This is a genomic window from Phyllobacterium myrsinacearum (assembly GCF_002980555.1).
GTDB lineage: Bacteria > Pseudomonadota > Alphaproteobacteria > Rhizobiales > Rhizobiaceae > Phyllobacterium > Phyllobacterium myrsinacearum.
This window is the reverse complement of the sequence record NZ_PVBT01000001.1, coordinates 642,911-659,538: the sequence shown is the minus strand read 5'-3', so window position 1 is coordinate 659,538 and position 16,628 is coordinate 642,911. Positions and strand designations below refer to the sequence as shown.

The window sequence follows — 16,628 nt, the reverse complement described above, 5'->3', positions numbered from 1 at the left end:
ATCATGCGTTGCATACTTTGATCGATACTACGCCAATAGGTGTATTATTTGGAGTTTCCACGCATTCATGAAAACGAGGATACGCATCTTCGGGATTTCAGGAGGAAATATGAGAAAGCTTGTTTCGTTGTTCACTGCCGCCGTCATGTCGGTTGGCATGGTTTCCGCAAGCTCCGTGGCCAGTTATTCCGCCCCTATGGTGCCCCTATCCATCGAAGGCTCGAATCCGGTCAAGGAAGTGCGCGATGGCGGCAATTGGCGGATGCGCCATGGCTGGCGCGGCGGTGGCGGCCATTGGCGCGGTGACCGCGGCTGGCGCGGCAATCGCGGCTGGCACGGTAACAGGGGATGGCGCGGCGACCGCTACTGGTACCGGGGGCATCGCGGATATCGCGACTACCGGCCCGGCTATCGCTATTATAATGGCGCCTGGTTCCCGCTCGCGGCGTTCGCAGGCGGCCTGATCATCGGCAACGCCATCAACAATGACCGCGTTGTCAGCCGCGGCTCGAGCTATCACACACGCTGGTGCTACAACCGCTACCGGTCGTACCGGGCCTATGACAATACATACCAGCCCAATAACGGCCCGCGCCGCCAGTGCGTTTCACGATAAGGCGAAACGGAACAGCTTGATTCACGAACCCGGCCGCATCAGCGGCCGGGTTCACTTTGGTGTGTTGCCGCCTATGCTTTAGACGAAAGCAGCGGCCCATTTGCCTCAAATCCGCAACCATTGCCCATTTTTTGGGCGATTATCCGCGTTGCAGCGTAAATAGCGGAATGTGCTTGCATTTTTTTCCCAACGCGCTTGAATGATCGTGCGTGAAGGGGATTATGAGTGAAGCCATTTGATGAAATGATCAAAACCGGCGGTCAGGTACGCCCGCCATATGAACAACTGCAATGCTGGCTTGATACCCAGAACCCGGAACGGTTTGCGCAGAAAGCGCGCGATGCAGAAAATGTCTTCCGCAAAACCGGGATCACCTTCGCCGTCTACGGCGATGAAGAAGCCGCAGAACGCCTGATCCCGTTCGATATCATCCCGCGCATCATCACCGGCAATGAATGGCGCCGCCTGTCGCAGGGCATCGAACAGCGCGTGATGGCGCTCAATGCCTTTCTCGACGATATCTACCACCGCCAGGAAATCATCCGCGCGGGCCGCATTCCCCGCGAATTGTTCACCCACAACGATGCCTACCTGCCGGAGATGGTCGGCTTCCGCCCGCCGGGGAATGTTTACACCCACATTATCGGCGTCGACATCGTGCGCACCGAAGAAAACCAGTTCTACGTCCTGGAGGACAATGCCCGCACGCCGTCGGGCGTGTCCTACATGCTGGAAAACCGCGAAACCATGATGCAGCTGTTTCCCGAGCTGTTCCAGCAGATCAAGGTGCGGCCGGTCGAGACCTATCCCAAACAGCTGCGCCAATCCCTGGCCGCCGTCGCCCCGCCCGGCTGCAACGGCACACCGACCATCGCCGTCCTGACCCCCGGCATCTACAATTCAGCCTATTTCGAACACGCCTTCCTGGCCGACCAGATGGGTGTCGAGCTTGTCGAGGGCAGCGATCTCAAGATCGAAAATGGCAAGGTGGTGATGCGGACCACGGAAGGCAACCGCGCCATCGACGTGCTGTACCGGCGCGTCGACGACTCCTTCCTCGATCCCCTCACCTTCCGCCGCGATTCAGCGCTCGGCGTTGCCGGCATCATGGATGTCTACCGCTCCGGCAACATCACCATCGCCAATGCTCCCGGCACAGGCATCGCCGACGACAAGGCGCTCTATTCCTATATGCCGGAGATCGTCGAGTTTTATACCGGGCGCAAGGCAATCCTCGAGAATGTGCCGACCCATCGCTGCTCCGAACCGGACACGCTGAAATACGTGCTGGAAAACCTCGCCGACCTTGTCGTCAAGGAGGTTCATGGCTCGGGCGGCTACGGCATGCTGGTCGGGCCGGCGGCCACCAAGCAGGAACGCGAGGATTTCGCGCTGAAACTGAAGGCCAATCCAAAAAACTACATCGCCCAGCCGACACTCGCCCTGTCGACGACGCCGATCATGACGGAAAAGGGCCTGGCCCCGCGCCACGTCGATCTGCGCCCCTTCGTCCTCGTGTCCGACCGCATCCGCATCACGCCGGGCGGCCTGACCCGCGTGGCGCTGAAGGAAGGCTCGCTCGTGGTCAATTCCAGCCAGGGAGGCGGGACAAAGGACACCTGGGTTCTCGACGACTGAGCATTTTGAATGGGCCTGAATGGGGAATAAGGGCTGCCACAGACGGCCCCACCAAGACATAAAAGAGGGATCAACCAAAACATGCTTCTTGGCCGCACCGCGAATGGTCTCTACTGGATGTTCCGCTATATCGAGCGGGCAGAGAATATGGCACGCCTGATCGATGCCGGTTTGCGGATGGCTTTGACGAAAACCTCCGATGCGCCGGAGGAATGGTCCTCCGTGCTGATGAGCGCGGGGGTGAAAATCGGCTATGACGCCAAATATGGCGAATACAATGCCAGCCTGGTCTCGGATTTTCTGCTGCGCGACCTTGGCAATCCGTCGAGCGTGATGTCCTGCATCGAAACGGCCCGGTCCAATGCCCGCATGGTGCGCACGGCCCTGACGCGCGAAGCCTGGGAAAGCGTCAACGAAACCTGGATGATCCTCAAATCGACGCTTGCCGCGGCGGTTCCCGAAACGGATCTTCCGCGCGTCCTCGACCAGATCAAGCGCGAAACCGCCATCATCCGCGGTGCCTTTCACGGCACGATGCTGCGCAACGAGATTTTTAATTTCGCCCGCATCGGCACGTTCATCGAACGGGCCGACAACACGGCGCGCATTCTCGACGTGAAATATTACGTGCTGCTGCCGTCGATTTCCTATGTCGGCACGACACTCGACAATTTTCAATGGGAGTCGATCCTGCGCTCGGTCTCGGCCCACCGCTCCTATCGCTGGGTCTATGACGTCGAATACAATCCGGTGAACATCGCCGATTACCTGATCCTCAACGCGCGCATGCCGCGGTCGCTGAACTTCTGTTACTCGAATATCGTCGACAATCTCAAATTTCTCGCCAATGATTACGGCACGCGGCATGCGTGCCATGACATGGCGGAAAGCATCATGACACGGCTCGAAAACAACGACATCCGCACCATCTTCGACAATGGCCTGCATGAGTTTCTCAGCGACCTGATCTATCAGACATACGGCCTGGGCAGCAAAATTGCCGAAGCCTACAATTTCGATTGAACGCCATGCTCCTGACCATCAAACACACCTCGCGCTATCAGTATGATTTCCCGGTGCAATATGCTGTCCAGCGTTTGCGCCTGCATCCCTCGAGCGCGCCCGGCCAGAAGGTCATCGACTGGACCGTGACGGTTCACGGGGCCGAGCAGGAGGCGAATTACCGCGATGGTTACGGCAACCGGACACAGCTCGTGCGGCTTAACCGCGACGCCACGGAACTGGTCATCGAGGCCGCGGGCCAGGTGGAGACGGAAGACCGTTCCGGCGTGCTCGGCAAGGTCTATAATTTCATGCCGACCTGGCTCTATGAGCGCGAAACGGCACTGACAAGACCGGGTGACGCCGTCCGCCAGCTTGCCGCCAGCCTGAACGTCAAGGGCGACAAGCTGGCGCTCATGCATGAGCTGATGGACACGCTGCACAGTGCCGTCGCCTATACGCCGGGCACCACCAACATCGCCACGACGGCCGAGGAAGCGCTGACGCTGGGAACGGGTGTGTGCCAGGACCACACCCATGTTTTCCTCGCCGTTGCCCGCGTCCTGAAAATTCCGGCCCGCTATGTCTCGGGCTATCTCATGATGCTCGACAGCATCGAACAGACCGCCACCCATGCCTGGGCGGAAGCCCATATTGACGGGCTCGGCTGGGTCGGTTTCGACGCGGCCAACAATATCTGCCCGAACGAACATTATGTGCGCATCGCCTGCGGTTTGGATTACAATGAAGCATCGCCCATTTCCGGCATGCGCTTCGGTCCGGGCATGGAATCACTTGCCGTGGACCTCAATGTAGAGCAGTAATCGCCGGGATTTTTTAAATTCGGGATTCGCGATGACCTATTGCGTCGGGCTTAAATTGGACCGTGGCCTTGTGTTCATGTCGGACACCAGAACGAATGCCGGTGTCGACAACATCTCCACGTTCAAGAAGATGTACACATGGGCAAAGCCCGGTGACCGCGTCATCACGCTTCTGTCCGCCGGAAATCTGGCCACCACGCAGACCGTGATCAGCATTCTCAACGAGCGCACCAAAATCCCGTCCGAGCGCGCGCCATCGATCTTCGACATGCCCTCGATGTTCCAGACGGCCAAGCTGGTGGGCGATACGATCAAGAATGTGATCCACGACGTGGATTCCAACGGCCAGCGCGCCGATTCCTTCGGCGCCTCGATCATTCTTGGCGGGCAGATCAAGGGCGGCGAGCCCCGCCTGTTCCTGATCTATCCCGAGGGCAACTTCATTGAATCGTCGCCCGACACGCCGTTCTTCCAGATCGGCGAACACAAATACGGCAAGCCGATCATCGTGCGTTCCTACGATCCGGCCATGACATTCGAGGAAGCAACCAAACTGCTGCTGGTGTCCTTCGATTCCACCCTGAAATCCAACCTGTCGGTCGGCCTGCCCCTGGACATGCAGTTTTACGCGGCCGACAGCCTCAAACTGGGCTTTGAAAAACGCATCGAGCGCAACGATCCCTATTACGAGGCCATTTCCGACGGCTGGTCGCAGGCGCTGAAACTGGCATTCCAGAGCCTGCCTTCCTTCGAGATCGATTAGCTGCAAACTGGTGCCCTAACCCCTTCCGCCCGCTTCACTTTCCCATTATGGTCCGCCATGAGGCCGGTCGAAACGGATCGGTCTTGGGGCTTCATAACCCCTCCAACAGCGGTCGGTGTCGACCGCAAAGGCACCTCCTCAGCTCTATGGCCGGGGGGGCCTCGGCGTATGTCCAGAGCTTCGGCTTAAAGGCCGTGGCGGTCGTCTGTTGGCGGCTTATGAACCTCCCGGTCACCAGAGGATAACCCTCGGGTGGCCACTTTCCTCGCGAAACAAGGGAGTGAACATGGACAATTACAATTTCTGGTCAAATCTGCTCGACACGTTCCAATCCTCACCCGACTGGATCAAGGCGCTCTGGCTGATCGTCCCGCCCGCCTTTCTGCTCGCCCTCGTGGCGCTGACGCTGCGTTTCCGCATCGAGAGCAGGAAGGTGGAAAGGCGTTTTGATGGTGAACTGGTTTATTCCATCCACCGCGATGCGGGCAACCAGCTGCATGTCGTCAGCCATCTCAAGCCGGCGGGACATAACCCGTCGCTGCTTTTTCTCGATCAGGGCGACGGCGATGCTTTTGAACACCCGCAGGTCGAACCGCCGTCCGAAAACCGGTAGCCTAGAGCTTTGCGGTCGTCTGCGGACCATCCGCCTGGCGGACGGCTGTCGTCTTGACGATGGCCTTCTCCATGTAGAGATCGCGCTGATAGACGTCGTCGAAATACTGGACGGCGCCCGTCCTGGCATCCGGCCACGCGGTGAAGTAGGAGACGTAGACCGGCAGCGGGTCCTTGACCCGGACGCTGCGCTCGTTCTTGCCAAAGTACTGGGTCAGTTCCTCGACCGGCACGCCGAGCACGGCCGCAGCCATGTCGCGCGGACGTTCCAGGCGGATACAGCCGTGGCTGAGCGCCCGCATATCCCGCTTGAAGTAGGACTTTGCCGGCGTGTCATGCATGTAGATGTCATGGCTGTTGGGGAACAGGATTTTCAGCTCGCCCAGCGCATTGTCGAGGCTCGGCTTCTGGCGGATGCCGACACCGCCGCCGCTCGAAGCCACCTGCGCCCAGTCCACCGCGCTTGATGGAATGACACGGCCGGACTTGTCATAGACCTCGTAGCCGCTGTTTTCGAGATAGGAGGGGTTATTGAGAATTTTCGGCATCATCTCATTGAGAATGATGGACCGCGGCACACCCCAGGAGGGGTTGAACACAACGGTCTGGATCGTGTTGTCGAAAAAATAAGTCTGGTTGGTCGGCGAACCCACCACGATGTTCATCGCCAGCTTTTCCGTATTGTCGTCAAAATACTGGGCGCGGTAGGCCGGCTGGTTGATGAAGACGTAGCGCTTGCCGAAATCGTGCGGCAGCCAGCGCAGGCGCTCCATGGAATAGAGAATGCGGTCACGCTTGGAACTGTTGGTCTCGCCCTGCAGCGCACTGATGGTGCCGCGCCCGATCACGCCATCGGGCTTCTTGCCCTGGCTGGTCTGGAAATCCTTGATCGCCTCGACCAGGCTCGGGTCGTAAACCGTCGCATTTTCATGCTCCTGCAGCACCGCCTCGTGCTTGGCGAGGAAATCCTTCGGCGCCTTCGCCTTGATCAAGGCGACCACGTTGCGGATTTCCGGGTTTTCTTCGCCCGGACGGATCATCGTACCGGCGGCAACGCGCACCGTCGGCTCGGAGCTTGCCCCGCCGAGTTCATGCAGATTCTGCTTCAGTTCCGCATACCATTTGTTCTGCGGCTCGAAGCTTTTGAGCAGCGCAGCGGCATCACTGGCCGACGCAAGCTGCTCGATCACCGCACGCGGCTTGACCCGGTCAACGGCGAAATCGTGGAACCCGCTCAGCCGGTTCGGATTGATGCGCCCATCGCCCTGGTCCATGGCATAGCGCAGTGCCCGTGCCGACATGGTCAGTTCGAAATCCGCCAGCTCCTTCAACCGCGCCGGGATGTTGGCCCGGTCATAGTCGTCGCTCGGCAGCTTAACCGCATAGTCCTTCGGATCAAGTCCGGCCTCGCCCGCCGCATTGAACAGCGCCGCGACTGCCTTGGCCTTGGCCGAGACATCATAGGATGAGGTCCAGATGGGCTGCTGTTTCAGGCCATAATAGGCAACGATGGCGTCCGCTATGTCCTTTTCCGCCAGGATATGGGCTTCCTTGATCTGCTCGAACTTCAGGCCGAACTGTTCCAGCGGTATCTGCGGCGCGGAATCGCGGCTCTGGTTGGCCGATGCCGTCAACTGCAGGTCGATCTTGGAAAAGTCCACCCGCACCAGCGCATCCGGTTTGTAATCGTAATTCTTCGGTGCGGTCACCGTCACGCGCTTGACCGGCGCGGCCCGGGCAACGGGCTGCTGCTGCCTCGGCAGATCGGGTTTCGGCGGATAGACCCGCTGGGCCTCGACGCGGCGGCTGCCGAACAGGAACTCCATCAAATTGTCGGCGGCCAGTGCCGGAGACATGGAAATGGCTGTGGCCGACAACATGGCAGCTACAAAAATCGCATGCTTTTTCGAATAGGAATTCATAATGCTCGCCCAGATGGTACAGTCACGCCCGCAACGGATGCAGGCCACGAATGGTGATTCACAGCCAGTTTCGCCGCATCCTATTTACAATCTTTTAACAATAACCCGCCCCCTCGATTTATATTCGCGTGCATCGATCGAACGCCGTCATGTCGGCTTTTGGCTCATTTAACGCGATTCACCGCAGCTTTCACAACGATTCGCACATCACGCCCCGAACACAATCAATTCTTTTGCAGAACATGCAATAATGTCACATCTCAAGTGACGCGAAACATTGACCGGGCGGCGGCATCGTAGAAATGTATCAAAGTAACTTTACTGTTATTTACTATAGCATCTATAAGTACTTCGAGCACACCAGCCAAAGCATATGATAGTCTTCTGGAGAAAATATTTCTACGGGAAAGCCTGAGCGGATAGCGATGCTATTGTCCAGCGGCAGCGATCAATGGCGATGACGGGCCACGGGCTCGCGGCTCAGGCCCTTGGCCGCCAGTTCATCGAGATAGGCCTGCCAGCGCTCATCGCGGTTGCGGCCGAGGTCGATCAGGTAGTCCCAGCTGAAAAGGCCGGTATCGTGCATGTCGTCGAAGGTGATGCGCACGGCATAATTGCCGACGGGGTCCATCTTGGCAATTTCGACATTCATCTTGCCCGGAACCGTGACGCGCTGTTCGGGCGAATGCCCCTGCACTTCCGCCGATGGCGAGGCCACACGCAGCAGTTCCGCACTCAAAGTGTAGCTTTCGCCGGTATCGAATGCGATCGTCAGGGAACGGCGATCCTTGCTTACCCGCAATTCCTTGGGCCAGGCATTGGTCATGGCAGATACTCCTTCATGTGCGCTTCTCTCTATGCGCCCCGGCATTTGGTCGCAAGTGGGCAATCCCCGCTCGCCATAACCCTATAGTGACTGGACAAGCCGCGGCCGCCACCCTATCTCTTCTCAAGGAGGTTGACTTGGACCACATCGCATTGCTTGAGAAACCGGCTGTACAAACACCGATGGTTGATCCTTTCGGCAGAACGATCAGCTATTTGCGCGTGTCAGTCACCGACCGCTGCGATTTCCGCTGCACCTATTGCATGTCCGAGCACATGACCTTCCTGCCCAAGAAAGACCTTCTCACACTGGAAGAACTGGACCGCCTTTGCACCGCCTTCATTGAAAAGGGCGTCAAAAAACTGCGGCTGACCGGCGGCGAACCGCTGGTGCGCAAGAACATCATGCACCTGATCGGTGAGCTGTCGCGCCATCTGCGCAGCGGTGCTCTCGAAGAATTGACCTTGACCACCAATGGCTCGCAGCTTGCCCGTTATGCGGCTGAACTGGCCGGTCACGGCGTCAAACGCATCAACGTATCGCTCGATACGCTCGATCCGGCAAAATTCCACGCCATCACCCGCTGGGGCGATCTGAACAGGGTCCTGGAAGGCATTGATGCCGCACAGGCGGCCGGCATCCGGGTCAAGCTGAATGCCGTGGCCCTCAAAGGGTTCAACGATCTGGAAATACCCGAGATGATCCGCTGGGCCCATGGCCGCGACATGGACCTGACGCTGATCGAAACCATGCCGATGGGCGAGATCGATCTGGACCGGACCGATCAGTATCTGCCGCTGTCCATGGTCAGGGCCGACCTTGCCCGGCAATTCACGCTGGATGACATTCCCTACAAGACCGGCGGCCCGGCGCGCTATGCCCAAATCCGCGAAACCGGCGGGCGCATCGGCTTCATCACGCCGATGACGCACAATTTCTGTGAAAGCTGCAACCGCGTTCGCCTCACCTGCACCGGCACGCTCTATATGTGCCTGGGCCAGGAAGACGCCGCCGACCTGCGCGCGCCGCTGCGCGCCTCGGAAGGCAATGACCTATTGAACGACGCCATTGACGAAGCCATCGGCCGCAAGCCGAAGGGACATGATTTCATCATCGACCGCCGCCACAACCGCCCGGCAGTGTCGCGCCACATGAGCGTCACCGGCGGTTAGAGCATTTTCCGGCCGTATTGATCTATTCTGACGGAGGCATGTTGTGCCAAGATCAAGCAAAGACAGGAAGACCCGCACTCTGCGTGCGGGCGAGTGGCTTTGCACCGAAATTGGCGCAACAGGCCCCGTCCCTTCGGGTTTCCGTCTGGCGGACACCCGCTTTGTCAGGCGCCTTCGTCCGATGAACCACATCGGCCTCGCCACCTTCCGCGCGGATTGTCTCGCCAGACGAGAAACAGAATACGGTCAATACGGCCGGAAAATGCTCTAGCCGTGCGTATGGCAGGGATTATTCTGGCCGGTGGCCGTTCCAGCCGCATGGACGGCCAAGACAAGGCGCTTCTGCCGTTCGGCGCGGCGCGGCTGATTGATTTCATCGCCGGGCGCCTGTCGCCCCAGCTCGAAGCCGTGGCCATCAACAGCAATGGCGATCCCTCGCAGTTTTCCGGCCTGCGCCTTCCCGTCGTCGCCGATAGCGTCACCGGGTTTGCCGGCCCTCTCGCGGGTATCGCTGCGGGTATGGAATGGGCGGCAGGCAGCCCTCTTGCCTTCACCCATATCCTGACCGTTGCCACCGATACGCCATTCTTCCCCCGTGATCTCGCCGCCAGGCTTGGCGGCGCCATCGCCGATGCCCCGGATCACATCGCCGTCGCGGTCTCCGATGGGACATGGCACCCGGTCTTCGGGCTCTGGCCGGTAGCGATGAAGGAGGACCTGAAGCAATGGCTGTGCGATCCGCACAACCGGCGGGTGCGGACCTGGATTGAAAACCACGCGCACCGCACGGTGGATTTTCCGCTGATGACGGCGCAATCAGGCGATTCATTCGATCCCTTCTTCAATATCAATCGTCCCGGCGATCTCGATCAGGCCCGAATGATGATTGCAGAACAGCAGAACGGGGAACCAGGCCTATGACCCACCGCATCTTCGGCATCACCGGCTGGAAGAACTCAGGCAAAACAACGCTGACGGTGAAGCTCGTCACGGAACTGACGCGGCGCGGCTGGAAGATTGCAACCGTGAAACACGCCCATCATGATTTCGACATCGATCAGGAAGGCACCGATTCCTTCCGCCACCGCAAGGCGGGCGCCGGCGAGGTGGCCATTGTTTCCGGCCGCCGCTGGGCGCTCATGCACGAACTGGCAGATGAGGCGGAGCCGACACTTCAGGAGATTGTCGCGCGGTTTGCCCCCTGCGATCTTGTTCTGGTCGAGGGCTACAAGCGCGAAAGCCACAAGAAGATCGAGACACGGCGGCGCGAAGGACGGTCCGGCGAGAACCTGGCCCAGAATGATCCCAGCGTGGTCGCCATCGCCAGCGATTTCCCGGTCGCAGGTGAGCGGATTCCCGTTTTCGACCTCGATAACACGACAGAATTGGCCGACTTTATCGAGCGCGAGATGGGACTTGCACGTTAAACGCGCCATGAAATGACGTTTCGCGCGGAAGCTGCGCAAGAAAAATATAATGCACAAACAATTATGTGGTTTTGCCGCCCTGAATCGCCTGCTGGTAAAAGATTCCCGGTTGCTTTTATCAGAAAACTAGTGGGAATATCGCCGGTCAGGAGCAGCGAAAAAACTGCGACCTTGCCCGGAAGGCTGTCCAAAAGAACAGGGGAACAGCCGGGCCACAAAAGAGAGGTTGAATAATGCGTATCACCAAGCGTCTCGCACTCGGCGTTGCCGCCGTTGCCTTTGCATTGTCCATGGGAGCGGCCCATGCGGAGGACGCCCTGAAGCTGACCATCGCTTCAGAGGGAGCCTACCCGCCCTTCAACAACCTGACGCCGGACGGCAAGCTGGAAGGCTTTGACATCGACATCGGCAAGGCGCTTTGCGAAGAGATGAAGGCGCAGTGCACCTTCGTTACCCAGGATTGGGATGGCATGATTCCCGCCCTGCAGGCCGGCAAGTTCGATGCCATCATCGCATCCATGTCCATCACGGATGAGCGCCTGAAGAAGGTCGATTTCTCCAAGAAGTACTACAACACCCCTCCCGGCATTGCCGTACCGAAGGATTCCAAGCTGAAGGACGTCACGCCGGAATCCCTGAAGGGCAAGACGCTGGGCGTGCAGGCATCGACCAGCCACTCCAACTTTGCCGAAGCCAAGTACAGCGGCGCCGACATCAAGATGTATCCGACCGCCGACGAATATAAGCTCGACCTGGCCAATGGCCGCATCGACGCTGCCATGGACGACTCCGTCGTGCTCGGCCAGTGGCTCGACAGCGATGCCGGCAAGTGCTGCAAGCTCCTCGGCACGATCACGCCGGATCCGGTCATCCATGGTCCGGGCGCCGGTGTAACCGTCAAGAAGGGCAACACGGCCCTGGCTGACAAATTCTCCGATGCCATCGCCGCGATCCGCAAGAACGGCAAGTACAAGCAGATCAACGACAAGTACTTCAAGCTTGACGTTTATGGCGCCGAGTAACTAAGGCTTCTTTTCAGAAGCGGCACTGGAGATGGCGGATTTCCGCCATCTCCGTCGATCTCTAAGTTCAAAATGACGGGCCGGCCCGAAAAATCGGGCACTGGGGAATGGTCCGCAAAAGAATGAAAGAAGCCTATGGGCTCAATTGCGTTGTTGGGATTTGGTGAAGGCGGCTGGGGCCTGAGCATAGCAAGCGGCATTCTGGTGACCGTCACTCTTGCGCTTGCGACATTGCCGGTCGGTCTGCTCATCGGATTTTTCGTAGCTCTCGGCAAGCAGGCCGAAGAACCGTCCATCCGGCTTGCGGCCAATATGTACACCACGATCTTTCGTGGCCTGCCCGAGCTGCTCACCCTGTTTCTCGTCTATTTCGGCGCACAGATCGGCATCCAGAAGCTCGGCGTGCTCTTGGGTTTTGCCGGAACCATTGAAATCAACTCGTTTCTGGCCGGCATGTTCGCCATGGGCGCCGTGTTTTCATCCTATGCCAGCGAGGTTTTTCTGTCCGCATTCCGCGCCATCCCGCGCGGCCAGTATGAGGGCGGTTATGCCATCGGCCTTTCCTACGGCCAGACGATGTGGAAGGTGGTCCTGCCGCAACTGATCCGTGTCGCCCTGCCCGGCCTTTCCAACCTCTGGATGATCCTTTTGAAGGATACGGCGCTGGTATCCGCCATCGGACTGGCCGATATCCTGCGCCAGACGGGCGTCGCGGCGCGCGTGACCAAGCACGCCTTCCTGTTCTACGGCACGGCGTGCCTGATCTACCTGGTGCTCGCCATTCTCTCGTCCTTCGTGATCAATGCCATTGAACGGCGCACGACAGCCAGTGGAGTGCGGCGATGACCGAAAGCTTCCTCAACGCCCGCACGGCCGTCGTGTCGCGTCCGCCTGCCCCGGCGAAACGCTGGACACGGACACGGATCATCGGCCATGTGCTTGTCGCATTCTGGGCCGCGCTGATCATCGGGCTCCTCCTCGATCTCTATGCCGCCTGGGATATCGTGCTCATCCAGACCTATGGCCCGAAATACTGGCAGGGCCTCGTCACCACGCTGACCCTGGTGTTCAGCTCCATTATTTTCGGGGCCATCCTGTCGGTCCCCGTGGCCTATGGCCGGATGACCAAGAACAGGATCGGCTCGGCGATCGCCTATGCCTATGTCTATTTCTTCCGCGGCACGCCGCTGATCGCCCAGGTTTTCCTGATGTATTACGGCGTCAGCGAGTTTCGCGGTTTCCTCGAAACAATCGGGCTGTGGTGGTTCTTCCGCGAAGCCTGGTATTGCGGCTTCCTGGCCTTCGCGCTCAATACGGCGGCCTATCAGGCGGAAATATTACGGGGCGCCATCCAGAGCGTGTCGGTCGGACAATGGGAAGGCGCAGCCTCCCTCGGCATCTCCAAATTCGTCACTTTCCGCAAGGTCATCCTGCCGCAGGCGCTGATCGTTGCCCTGCGCCCCTATGGCAACGAGGTCATCCTGATGATCAAGGGGTCGGCCATCGTCGCCCTGATCACCGTCTACGATCTCATGGGCTACACCAAACTCGCCTATTCACGGACTTTCGATTTCCAGGCCTATCTCTGGGCCGCTATCATCTATCTGCTGCTGGTGGAAATATTGCGTCACATCTGGGACTGGATGGAACGCCGCATCACCCGCCATCTCATACGCTGATTCAACTGACCGAAAAGAAACAATGATGCTGAAAATCTGGGGCCGCGGTAACTCGACCAATGTCAAAAAGGCGCTTTGGGCGGCCGAAGAACTGTCCATTCCCTATGAAAACATTCCCGCTGGCGGTGCCCATGGCATTGTGGCCAGCCCGGAATACCGCGCCATCAACCCCAACAGCCGCGTGCCCGCCATTGAAGACGACGGCTTCGCCCTGTGGGAAAGCAACACCATCGTGCGCTATCTCGCGGCCAAATACGGTGAGGCCCGCCTGCTCATCGCAGACCCCGCCGCCCGCGCCAGCGCCGAGAAATGGATGGACTGGACGACCTCAAGCATAGCCGGCCCCTTCCGCGACGTGTTCTGGAATACCGTCAGACTTGCGCCCGACCAGCAGGATCACGCCGCCAAGGCCAAGGGTCTGGCCGAATGCAGCGCAATGTTCGAAATCGCCGATGCGGCGCTGGCTTCCCAGCCCTATCTCTCCGGGGAAGACTTCGGTGTCGGCGACATCCCGCTCGGCTGTTTTGCCTATGCCTGGTTCGAGATGCCGATCACGCGCCCCGATCATCCGCATCTGTTCGCATGGTATGAACGCCTCAGGGCCCGCCCGGCTTACCGGAAGGCCGTGATGATACCGCTCACCTGACCGGCTTACTGCGGCTTCAACCGCCAGACCCCCAGCAATCCGTCCTGATAGGCCTTTTCGTCCGTCGGGATGGTAATTCCCTGCGTATCGGCCCATTTCTGCGCAAAATCGCGATAATTGGCTGAAAACACATTGCCGGACTGGCCGGTGGTCTGGATATAGGTAGACCGGTTGAGATCGGCCAGATCGAACAGCCCGCGATAGCTGCTGCCATGGGTGGCGCGGTACGGATTGCTTTCATCCGTGAGTTGCGACTTGGCACGGTCGAGCGTGAAAGCCCCGCCGGAGGCCGGTACGTCCACATTGAAGAGGCGGTCAAGCGGGCTGACCTGCGCAAACGGCCGGTGCGCTCCATAGGCATAGTGCAGCGCACCCCAGTTCCATTTCGAGCGGTCCGCGCCAAGGCGCCCGTCGAGATCTTTCAGGGCATCGGCCAGCGCCAGGGCAAGCACGTCGCCACAGCTTTCCTTCTCCGGCGTCCGCCCGTCGTCACACCAGTCGCGCGCCGGATTGGGCCCGAGCCAGCGCAGCATCGCCGATACCCGGACCTGCCAGTAGGTTGGGAACGCTTCGCCGAGATCATCCTCGACAATGCGTTTGGTGGCCGCGCGCAGCCAGGCATTGAACAGCAAGGGCTCGATGCGGTTGCGGTCCTCCACATAATCCCATTGGCTCAACTGTTTGAACGCGGCCTGATCGATGTCTTTTCGCCCTTCGATCAGCTTGAGCATCACCGGCCCCAGCACCGCATAGGCGTTGGAATAGGCATCGCCCTGCGCCTTGCGGTTGCTCTCCATCGATTGTCTGTCCGCGCCATAGATCAGCGCCTTGATCCGGTCCAGCCGCCATGTCTCGTCCCAGTCGAACGTCAGGAAATGCGGATAGGCCGCATCCACCATCTTGGTATTGGCCGTGCCGATGACATTCTCCGGTGGATTATAGCGGCGGGGCAGCTCCTCATAGGGAATAGTGCCCTTCCAGTCATAGGTTGCATCCCAGCCCGGCGACGGCGCACGCCCCATGATCCGGTTGGCCGGATCGCGGACCGGCACCCTGCCCGGTGCGATCAGTCCGATATTGCCGTCGACGTCGGCAATCACGATCGATTGCATCGGCGTGACGAAATCGCGCATCCCGTTCTGGAAATCCGCCACACTGGCAAAGTCCCAGAGTTTCAGGCCAGCCGATATGGTTCTGTCGTCCTCGGCAAGGGCGGTCCATGCCAGCGCTGCCACCGTGTTGTCAGGCAGATAATGATCAAGACCACGGTAATCCGCAGGCAGCACCGGCCCATGCCGCGTGACCAGCCGGTCGAAGGTCACATCACTGCCGCCCTTGACCTTGATGGTGACAGGCTGCCTGCGGAACGGCGCAAAGCCCTCCGGTGTCTGATATTCGTTGCGATTGGCCGGATTGATCCGTTCGACAAAAATATCCTGAACGTCGGCGCCGGTATTGGTGAAACCCCAGGCAATGCGATCATTGCGCCCCAGCAGTACCAAAGGCACGCCCGGAAGCGTCACGCCGACGAGATTCTTGCTGCTGCCATCGGCATTCTTCACTTCCAGATGCGCCAGGTACCAGACGGCAGGCGCCGTCAGCCCGAGGTGCGGATCGTTCTCCAGGATGGGCTTGCCGGTTTCGGTCTTCGCCCCGCCCACCACCCAGTTGTTCGATGCGCCGGTCGACATGACGGCGTTGAGCGAAGCAAACTGCTGTTCGGCTTGCAAAGCGCCTGTCCTGATCGGTCCGCTTGGCAGGCCCAGAAGCTGCTTCAGGTCCGGCAGCGGCGGCGGTGCGTCATCGGCCACGGGCGGCAAGAGATCGGTGATTTCCGCGTCCGTCATTCCCAGCCGGGCAAATTTAAGGCGCGAAACCTCCTGATCGATATTGGCCGCCAAGGTCACGGACATCATCTTCAGCGTCACGATCACATCGGCGGCTGTCCATTCATCCGGCTTGTAGCCGAGAATGACAAATTCAGGCGAATATTTCGAGGCGAACGGGCGCCCCTTGCTGTTGATGAAGGCGTTGATGCCGCGCACATAGGCATCGATGCGCTTGCGGTCGGCCGGATCGAGCGAAGCGGCGGAGGCGGCGGCCGCTTCATAGACGCCGAGCGAGCGCAGAAACCGGTCCGTGGAAACCGTCTTGTCGCCGAACATTTCTGACAGGCGTCCCTGCCCGGCCATACGGGTCACCTCCATCTGCCACAGGCGTTCCTGCGCATGGACAAAGCCGAGAGCGGTCAGGACATCCTCGACATTGCTGCCGACGATATGCGGCACCGCGTTCCTGTCCCGCGTCACCGTGACGGGCGCCGCAAGGTCCGTCAGCACCATCTCGCCGGTGGCCGGGGCCACCGAGCGCGCCAGCCAGACGTAACCCGCGCCTCCTGCGATCAGGGCGAGCGGTATGAGCGAAAAAACAATCCACAATAGGCCTTTGATGATCCGCCGCATTGTCCTAACCTCTCCCG

16 protein-coding genes are annotated in these 16,628 nt (G+C 59.5%); 13 read left to right on the top strand and 3 right to left on the bottom strand.

Annotation, left to right across the window (positions count from 1 at the left end):
* The first annotated feature begins 109 nt into the window (after positions 1 to 109).
* The 6 genes from C5750_RS03125 to C5750_RS03100 all read left to right on the top strand — a co-directional run bounded on the left by C5750_RS03125 (position 110) and on the right by C5750_RS03100 (position 5,456).
* The gene (locus C5750_RS03125; RefSeq protein ID WP_105732386.1) at positions 110 to 616 is read left to right on the top strand and encodes a BA14K family protein; all 507 of its coding nucleotides are present in this window, start codon (positions 110 to 112) and stop codon (positions 614 to 616) included.
* Positions 617 to 841: 225 nt separating this feature from the next.
* Entirely contained in the window at positions 842 to 2,254 is a 1,413-nt protein-coding gene (locus tag C5750_RS03120; protein ID WP_105732385.1) for a circularly permuted type 2 ATP-grasp protein, read from the top strand.
* Between the two features lie 81 nt (positions 2,255 to 2,335).
* Positions 2,336 to 3,277, top strand: coding sequence for an alpha-E domain-containing protein (locus C5750_RS03115; RefSeq protein WP_105732384.1), 942 nt, complete (start codon positions 2,336 to 2,338; stop codon positions 3,275 to 3,277).
* Between the two features lie 5 nt (positions 3,278 to 3,282).
* The gene (locus C5750_RS03110) at positions 3,283 to 4,080 is read left to right on the top strand and encodes a transglutaminase family protein (RefSeq protein WP_105732383.1); all 798 of its coding nucleotides are present in this window, start codon (positions 3,283 to 3,285) and stop codon (positions 4,078 to 4,080) included.
* Positions 4,081 to 4,111: 31 nt separating this feature from the next.
* Positions 4,112 to 4,843 carry a proteasome-type protease gene (locus tag C5750_RS03105; RefSeq protein ID WP_105732382.1) on the top strand — a complete coding sequence of 244 codons (732 nt, stop codon included), beginning with the start codon at positions 4,112 to 4,114 and terminating at the stop codon, positions 4,841 to 4,843.
* Positions 4,844 to 5,129: 286 nt separating this feature from the next.
* On the top strand, positions 5,130 to 5,456 hold the full coding sequence (locus C5750_RS03100) for a hypothetical protein (protein ID WP_105732381.1): 327 nt from the start codon (positions 5,130 to 5,132) through the stop codon (positions 5,454 to 5,456).
* 1 nt (position 5,457) lies between these two features.
* Here the strand turns inward: C5750_RS03100 and C5750_RS03095 are convergent, their stop codons facing one another.
* The gene (locus tag C5750_RS03095) at positions 5,458 to 7,335 is read right to left on the bottom strand and encodes a L,D-transpeptidase family protein (RefSeq protein WP_245420960.1); all 1,878 of its coding nucleotides are present in this window, start codon (positions 7,333 to 7,335) and stop codon (positions 5,458 to 5,460) included.
* A gap of 490 nt (positions 7,336 to 7,825) precedes the next feature.
* Positions 7,826 to 8,203, bottom strand: coding sequence for a gamma-butyrobetaine hydroxylase family protein (locus C5750_RS03090; RefSeq protein WP_105732379.1), 378 nt, complete (start codon positions 8,201 to 8,203; stop codon positions 7,826 to 7,828).
* Between the two features lie 182 nt (positions 8,204 to 8,385).
* Here C5750_RS03090 and moaA point away from each other — a divergent pair, with 182 nt between their 5' ends.
* From moaA to C5750_RS03055, 7 genes are all read left to right on the top strand, one after another.
* Complete coding sequence (gene moaA / locus C5750_RS03085) at positions 8,386 to 9,375, top strand: GTP 3',8-cyclase MoaA (protein WP_105732378.1); 990 nt, start codon at positions 8,386 to 8,388, stop codon at positions 9,373 to 9,375.
* A 279-nt stretch (positions 9,376 to 9,654) separates the two neighbouring features.
* Positions 9,655 to 10,296 (top strand): molybdenum cofactor guanylyltransferase MobA, encoded by a 642-nt coding sequence (gene mobA, locus C5750_RS03080; protein WP_105732377.1) that lies wholly within the window; start codon positions 9,655 to 9,657, stop codon positions 10,294 to 10,296.
* Positions 10,293 to 10,802 carry a molybdopterin-guanine dinucleotide biosynthesis protein B gene (gene mobB / locus C5750_RS03075; protein WP_105732376.1) on the top strand — a complete coding sequence of 170 codons (510 nt, stop codon included), beginning with the start codon at positions 10,293 to 10,295 and terminating at the stop codon, positions 10,800 to 10,802. The genes mobA and mobB overlap by 4 nt, the downstream gene beginning before the upstream one ends.
* Before the next feature lie 233 nt (positions 10,803 to 11,035).
* Positions 11,036 to 11,824 carry an ABC transporter substrate-binding protein gene (locus tag C5750_RS03070; protein ID WP_105732375.1) on the top strand — a complete coding sequence of 263 codons (789 nt, stop codon included), beginning with the start codon at positions 11,036 to 11,038 and terminating at the stop codon, positions 11,822 to 11,824.
* A 135-nt stretch (positions 11,825 to 11,959) separates the two neighbouring features.
* Entirely contained in the window at positions 11,960 to 12,670 is a 711-nt protein-coding gene (locus tag C5750_RS03065; RefSeq protein ID WP_105732374.1) for an ABC transporter permease, read from the top strand.
* Positions 12,667 to 13,503 (top strand): ABC transporter permease, encoded by an 837-nt coding sequence (locus C5750_RS03060; protein ID WP_105732373.1) that lies wholly within the window; start codon positions 12,667 to 12,669, stop codon positions 13,501 to 13,503. The genes C5750_RS03065 and C5750_RS03060 overlap by 4 nt, the downstream gene beginning before the upstream one ends.
* Before the next feature lie 25 nt (positions 13,504 to 13,528).
* Positions 13,529 to 14,149 (top strand): glutathione S-transferase family protein, encoded by a 621-nt coding sequence (locus C5750_RS03055; RefSeq protein ID WP_105733085.1) that lies wholly within the window; start codon positions 13,529 to 13,531, stop codon positions 14,147 to 14,149.
* A gap of 5 nt (positions 14,150 to 14,154) precedes the next feature.
* Here C5750_RS03055 and C5750_RS03050 read toward each other — a convergent pair whose 3' ends face one another.
* Positions 14,155 to 16,611 (bottom strand): penicillin acylase family protein, encoded by a 2,457-nt coding sequence (locus C5750_RS03050; RefSeq protein ID WP_105732372.1) that lies wholly within the window; start codon positions 16,609 to 16,611, stop codon positions 14,155 to 14,157.
* Between the last annotated feature and the right edge of the window lie 17 nt (positions 16,612 to 16,628).

Coding starts and splice junctions, on each gene's coding strand:
- C5750_RS03060 (WP_105732373.1), top strand. CDS start 12,667: ATGACCGAAAGCTTCCTCAACGCCCGCACGGCCGTCGTGTCGCGTCCG.
- mobB (WP_105732376.1), top strand. CDS start 10,293: ATGACCCACCGCATCTTCGGCATCACCGGCTGGAAGAACTCAGGCAAA.
- C5750_RS03100 (WP_105732381.1), top strand. CDS start 5,130: ATGGACAATTACAATTTCTGGTCAAATCTGCTCGACACGTTCCAATCC.
- C5750_RS03050 (WP_105732372.1), bottom strand. CDS start 16,611: ATGCGGCGGATCATCAAAGGCCTATTGTGGATTGTTTTTTCGCTCATA.
- C5750_RS03070 (WP_105732375.1), top strand. CDS start 11,036: ATGCGTATCACCAAGCGTCTCGCACTCGGCGTTGCCGCCGTTGCCTTT.
- C5750_RS03125 (WP_105732386.1), top strand. CDS start 110: ATGAGAAAGCTTGTTTCGTTGTTCACTGCCGCCGTCATGTCGGTTGGC.
- C5750_RS03065 (WP_105732374.1), top strand. CDS start 11,960: ATGGGCTCAATTGCGTTGTTGGGATTTGGTGAAGGCGGCTGGGGCCTG.
- C5750_RS03090 (WP_105732379.1), bottom strand. CDS start 8,203: ATGACCAATGCCTGGCCCAAGGAATTGCGGGTAAGCAAGGATCGCCGT.
- C5750_RS03115 (WP_105732384.1), top strand. CDS start 2,336: ATGCTTCTTGGCCGCACCGCGAATGGTCTCTACTGGATGTTCCGCTAT.
- C5750_RS03095 (WP_245420960.1), bottom strand. CDS start 7,335: ATGTTGTCGGCCACAGCCATTTCCATGTCTCCGGCACTGGCCGCCGAC.
- C5750_RS03055 (WP_105733085.1), top strand. CDS start 13,529: ATGCTGAAAATCTGGGGCCGCGGTAACTCGACCAATGTCAAAAAGGCG.
- C5750_RS03110 (WP_105732383.1), top strand. CDS start 3,283: ATGCTCCTGACCATCAAACACACCTCGCGCTATCAGTATGATTTCCCG.
- mobA (WP_105732377.1), top strand. CDS start 9,655: ATGGCAGGGATTATTCTGGCCGGTGGCCGTTCCAGCCGCATGGACGGC.
- moaA (WP_105732378.1), top strand. CDS start 8,386: ATGGTTGATCCTTTCGGCAGAACGATCAGCTATTTGCGCGTGTCAGTC.
- C5750_RS03105 (WP_105732382.1), top strand. CDS start 4,112: ATGACCTATTGCGTCGGGCTTAAATTGGACCGTGGCCTTGTGTTCATG.